This is a genomic window from Blautia caecimuris, assembly GCF_024622975.1.
Classification (GTDB): domain Bacteria; phylum Bacillota; class Clostridia; order Lachnospirales; family Lachnospiraceae; genus Blautia_A; species Blautia_A caecimuris.
The window spans coordinates 1-5611 of the sequence record NZ_JANJZT010000067.1 but is presented as its reverse complement, the minus strand read 5'-3'; the positions used below and the strand labels follow the sequence as shown (position 1 = coordinate 5611).

The window sequence follows — 5611 nt, the reverse complement described above, 5'->3', positions numbered from 1 at the left end:
ATAAATATCTGCAATTTTCAAGGTTCATTTGAGCCTTTTTCTTTAGCTCTGTTTTTCATAGATTATTTGACACTACCTTTTTATTACTCTTTTACAGCTCCGATTGTAAGTCCATTGACAAAATATCTCTGGAAGAACGGATAAGCAAAGATAATTGGCAGAGTAGAAATTACTACAATTGCCATTTTTATAGTTTCCTTCGGCAGGTTTGCCGCTGCCTGGATACCATCCACACCCATCATGGACTTGTTGCTTGCCAGCCAGTCAATAGAGTTCTGAATCTGCATCAGAAGGAACTGAAGAGGGATCCAGTCCTTATTATCAATATACATCAGTGCATTAAACCAGTCGTTCCAGTAGCCCAGTGTCAGGAAAAGTCCGATGGTAGCCAGTCCCGGCATAGCCATTGGGATTACGATCCTGAAAAACAGCTTCCATTCAGAGGCTCCGTCGATCTTTGCCGATTCCACCACGGAATCAGGAATACTGGTCTTAAAAAATGTTCTTAACACAATAACGTTAAAAGAGTTCATACATAGAGGCAGGATCAGCGCCCATATTGTATTTTTCAGCATAAGTACCTTTGTCATAACAAGGTAGTTTGCGATCATACCGCCGGAAAACAGCATGGGAACTGTAATCACCTTTGTAAAGAAGGAACGGAAAGCATAGGTCTTTCTTGAAAGAGCATATGCGTAGGTTCCTGTAAGCAGAAGTCCTATAAGGGTACCCACTACTGTTACCAGAATGGTAACTCCATAGCTTCTCAGAATATTTTCTCCTGCACTGACAATGTATTCATAAGCATACAGACTCCATTTTTCCGGTATAAACCGGTAGCCGTTCATGGCAAGAGCCTCTTCGTCCGTAAACGAAATGATAATAACAAAAATAAACGGTATCACACTCAAAAGAGATAAGATAGTAAGAATCACATTAAACAATACATTTGTCGATTTTTTTATCTTATTGTACTCGCTCTGCTGGTCTTCCATATTTCTGAGCAGCTTCTCCTGTTTGCGCTCCATCCAGTACTGTTTCAATTTTGAAACTGACATACCTGCTTATCTCCTTTCTTAGAATAATGCATTTTCGCTGTCCACTTTGGACACGATCTTATTTGCGATCATGATCAGTACAAATCCTACGGTTGACTGGAACAGCGCCGCAGCCGAGCTCATACCAATCTCTCCGTTTGTCTGCAGTGCCCGGAATATGTAAGTATCCAGAACGTTTGTCACCGGATAAAGAGGACCGGAGTTCATAGGAAGCTGGTAGAACAGTCCGAAGTCTGCTTTAAAGATACCTCCCACTGCCATGATCAGCAGAATTGTAATAACAGGTTTCAAAAGCGGAATCGTAATATATTTGATCTGCTGCCATTTGCTTGCTCCATCCAGCACAGCCGCTTCATAGTAGGTTTTGTTAATTCCGCAGATAGAAGCCAGGTACACTACGGTATTGTAACCAATACCCTTCCACTGGCTCATAAAAATAATGATGAACGGCCAGAAGCCTTTCTCCGTATACCAAGAGATACCATCATGTCCAAACTGTTGTAAAATACTGTTGAAATAACCTTTTTCAGGATTTAAGAATGCATACACACAATAGCTGACAACAACCCAGGATAAAAAATAAGGCAGGAACATGGAGCTCTGATAGATCTTTGCCATTCCTTTATTTCTCAGTTCATTTAATAATAAGGCCACGATAACAGGGAGAACAACACCGAGAATAATGAATACTGCATTATATAATACTGTGTTTCTTACAATAATCCACGCATCTCCGCTGCTGAACAGAAACTTAAAGTTGTCAAAGCCTACAAACTTACTTGTAATAAGGCTCTCAAAAAAGTTTCCTGACAGACGGAACTGTTTAAATGCCACAAGGACACCAAACAATGGCAGGTAAGCAAACAAAAGAAACCAGATCGCACCAGGCATGCTTAAAACAAGCAGTTCCTTGTTGGTTTTCAGGCGGGTGAGAAATCCCACTTTCTTGCCTTTTCTTTCTTTTTTCACTTCACAACCTCCTTTTTTCGGTACTCCTGATAACCGCCGGCTGTTATACTGTGCACCTTTTCTCATATACAAATATACTAGGAGATATGGACAAATCATAGTCGAAAACTTTCAGTTTTCTTGTACATATTCTAGTGAAAAAAATTTAAAAAATGGACAAATTCTACTCTTTCTTTAAGAAAAATCTATAATTTTTCCACTTGCAGAATTTGTCCATTTTATATACACACTTACGGGGATACTTTTAGTATTTTTTCATGTTTCTCAAAGATGCCGGTGATACTCCATAGCACTGCTTGAATTTCCTGTAAAAATAACTGGTATCCGGATATCCCACTTCTCTTGCAATATCATTGATCTTCATATTGGTATTCAGGATCAGATCCTTTGCCACGCCATTTTTGATATTGCTCAGATACTGAGCAAAGGAACAGCCTGCCTCCTTCTGGAAAATCTGTCCCAGATAAGAAGCATTCATATGATATTTATAGGAAAGAGTTTTTAGGTTCATATCTTCTTTATAATTTTTCTGAACCTCAGCCATAATCTGTTTAACCACAGGCGTATACTGAGAATCCTCTGTATGCAGATATGTAATGATCTCGGAAATCTCAGAAATAAAAATCGTTTTCAGACCAAAAATATCGTCTGCCTGGTAGATCTTTTCTATGATCTCCGAAAGGTTCTGAAAGTTTCTGGACTGTGCCAGTTTATATTCCACCTTAATATCATGGAGCAGCATTGCAATTTTCAGCGCAGTCTGATACAGCACATCTACATTAACCTCTGACTTCAGATTATTGATAAACAGATCTTCTATATAATTAAGCGCGCCTTCCTTATCCTTTTTAAGAATCAGCTTACGGAGCTGCTGTTCATCAATTACCACATCTCCGGATTTTCTGTCCTTAATATGATTTTCATTAATGCAGGTTCCATATCCCTCCAGCATTCTGTATTTCTGAAGTCTGGAAACAAGCTTATAGCACTGGGGAAGAGCACTGTAGCAGTCAATGGCATGGCTTAAGGTAAGAAAGCTCATGATCCCGCAGCGGCTCTCCAGTCTGTCCTGAAAGCTTTTATAATATTCAAGCACATCCTCCTCTGTGTGTCCGCTTTCCAGATACAAAAGCAGAAACAGTGTATCCGGCGCAAGACAGATTACCTTTATCCGGTGTGTCTCATTCTGAAGCTCCACAAGGATATCGTTCAGCCCCTGCTTTTCATTCAGAGTTCTTGTGTCTATTTTCATAAGAGAGGCAAAAACTGTACTGTCACTTTCAATTGCAGGAAGAATATGATAAAACTCAGCTTCCTCTTCCGGTTTCAGCTTTCCCTTCAGAAACCTGTGCCAGCCAATCTTCCCTTCCATACTGCCTGCCCGTTTTCTGTCAATCTCATTAAGATGCTCTCTTGCATGAATAAGCGCCTGTTTCAGCTGTTCCTCATTGACCGGCTTTAAGATATACTCCTCTACATCCAGCTTCATAGCCTTTCTGGCATATTCAAATTCATCATAACCGGACAGAATGATACATCTTGTCCTGGGACTTAATTTCCTGATCTCCTCCATTAATTCAAGCCCGCTCATAAAAGGCATTTCCACATCTGTAACCACAATATCCACAGGCTCTTTTTTAAACAGTTCCAGCGCTTCTCTTCCATTATGTGCCATATGGACAACTTCCATGGACATCTCTTTCCACTCGATAATATAGCGGATACCCTGAAGGATAAACTCTTCATCCTCTACCAGCATAACCTTTTCCATCTTTTTATTCCTCTTCTGTTTTTATTGTAAGTATGACGATCAGGCCTTTTGGATCAGCCTTTTCTATAGAAATACCATAGGGTTCTCCGTAAATCGCACGGATTCTCCGATTTACATTTCCAATACCGATTGATTTTTTCTGTTCTTCCCCATAACAGTTTTCTCTGAGCTCTTTATTTTTTCTGCGTATTTCTTCTTCATCCATACCGCAGCCATTATCCTTTACATAAATACATAGCTGCCCGTCTTTTTTTTCCGCATATATAAAGAGCTGGTTATCCTTTCGGTCTCTCTCAATACCATGAATAAAATAATTTTCCACTACCGGCTGCAGAATGAACTTTGGTACCGGAAGCGCCAGAAGCTCCACAGGACATTCCACCTGCGACAGAAAGCATCCCTGATACCTGTATTCAAACAGCTCCATATACTGTTTACAGTAATCCAGTTCCTGGCCCAGGGTGATAATATCAGCTTCTTTCAGCTGGCTTCGAAACAGAACCACCATGCTGTACAGCATTTTTCCCACTTCCCGGTCTCCGTTACAGATAGCCTTCATACGGATCGCCTCCAGAGTGTTATAAAGAAAATGTGGGTTGATCTGACTCTGAAGCGCCTGCATCTGAGCATTTTTTGTCTCAATCTCCGCAAGATAGCTTTTCTGGATATAAAGCTCAAGCCTGCCGCACATTTCATTGAAATTTCCGGCAATCATATCCAACTCGTCCCTCACCCTGTCCACCTGGATCCGGTCTTTCAGGTTTCCGGTCTTTACCCTGTTCATTGCATCCAGGATCGTTTCTACTCTGGCAGTAAACTTCCTTACATAGCAGGAAATAGAAACAACGCCCACTGCTATAGCAAGAAATCCCATTCCCATAATTGCCAGAAACGTAGTTCCGGAAAGATCTGCCGCCTCTTTTTTATTGACATAGGAATAAACCACGTATTCATCTACAGAATCCTGTATTACATCGTATCCCCTCTGCCGGATATTTTCTTTCCAGTTTCCGGCTTTCTTTCCCACATAAATCTCCTGATCATTCTGTGAGGCCACTGCAAGCATGACATAGGGATTAGAATCCTGGATTTTTTCCAGAGTCTCTTTCGCATCAAAGGTCAGGATCATGCAGCCCTCCTGCTGAAGGGTATCCGGATTTCTTATTTCCTTCAGATACACCAGCTCCCCTTTTTTGCGGGACTGTTCCTGCTCCAGCTCCTCTATTCTCTTTTTTCCGTCTTTTCCCGGATAAAATACCTTCTGAGGATAGCACTGTGTCATTTCCATGGTGGCATAGCTTATCAGCTCTATTTTTTTCAGTTCACTGCTGGCTGAAAATACTTCATTTACAAAATCATAAATATTCTGATATTCCAGTTCATCTGTGGACATGTATTTGTCCAGACAATACTTCTGGTATTCCTCTTTATCCAACTGAAAATAAGCGATCAGATCATCCAGCTCTCTTTTTGATCCATATAAAGCTTTATAAACATAGTCGGCCTGCTGTCCGGTTTCCTCCAGATAGTCTCTGGCGTCCCGGCATACCTGATCCCTGGCATCCGTGTTTGCTTTCAGAGCCTTTCCTCCGGCAACAGAAAGAAAATAAATAACCAGCGCAGACACCACCAGAAATACAATGGTCGTATAGCCCCAGAACATTCTGAAATAAAGCTGTTTAGAGGAATGTTTTTTCATTTTCTGTCTCCCTGCAGTCAGATTCTTATTTTTGAAGTTTATTGTACCAAGTCGCTAGCGCGACGGCTAGTCCTAAGTACGTGGTTCTATTACTTTTTTTCAAAGAAATCTGTT

4 protein-coding genes are annotated in these 5611 nt (G+C 40.8%); all 4 read right to left on the bottom strand.

The genetic code is table 11. From position 1 onward, the window contains the following. Positions 1 to 83 precede the first annotated feature (83 nt). Positions 84 to 1058 carry a carbohydrate ABC transporter permease gene (locus NSA57_RS19120; RefSeq protein ID WP_330671397.1) on the bottom strand — a complete coding sequence of 325 codons (975 nt, stop codon included), beginning with the start codon at positions 1056 to 1058 and terminating at the stop codon, positions 84 to 86. 18 nt (positions 1059 to 1076) lie between these two features. Then, entirely contained in the window at positions 1077 to 1949 is an 873-nt protein-coding gene (locus tag NSA57_RS19115; protein WP_257465814.1) for an ABC transporter permease, read from the bottom strand. Between the two features lie 322 nt (positions 1950 to 2271). Continuing rightward, positions 2272 to 3798: a response regulator transcription factor gene (locus NSA57_RS19110; RefSeq protein ID WP_257465813.1), complete on the bottom strand. Its 1527-nt coding sequence runs from the start codon at positions 3796 to 3798 to the stop codon at positions 2272 to 2274. Positions 3799 to 3802: 4 nt separating this feature from the next. Beyond that, entirely contained in the window at positions 3803 to 5497 is a 1695-nt protein-coding gene (locus NSA57_RS19105; protein WP_257465812.1) for a sensor histidine kinase, read from the bottom strand. Positions 5498 to 5611: the final 114 nt, after the last annotated feature.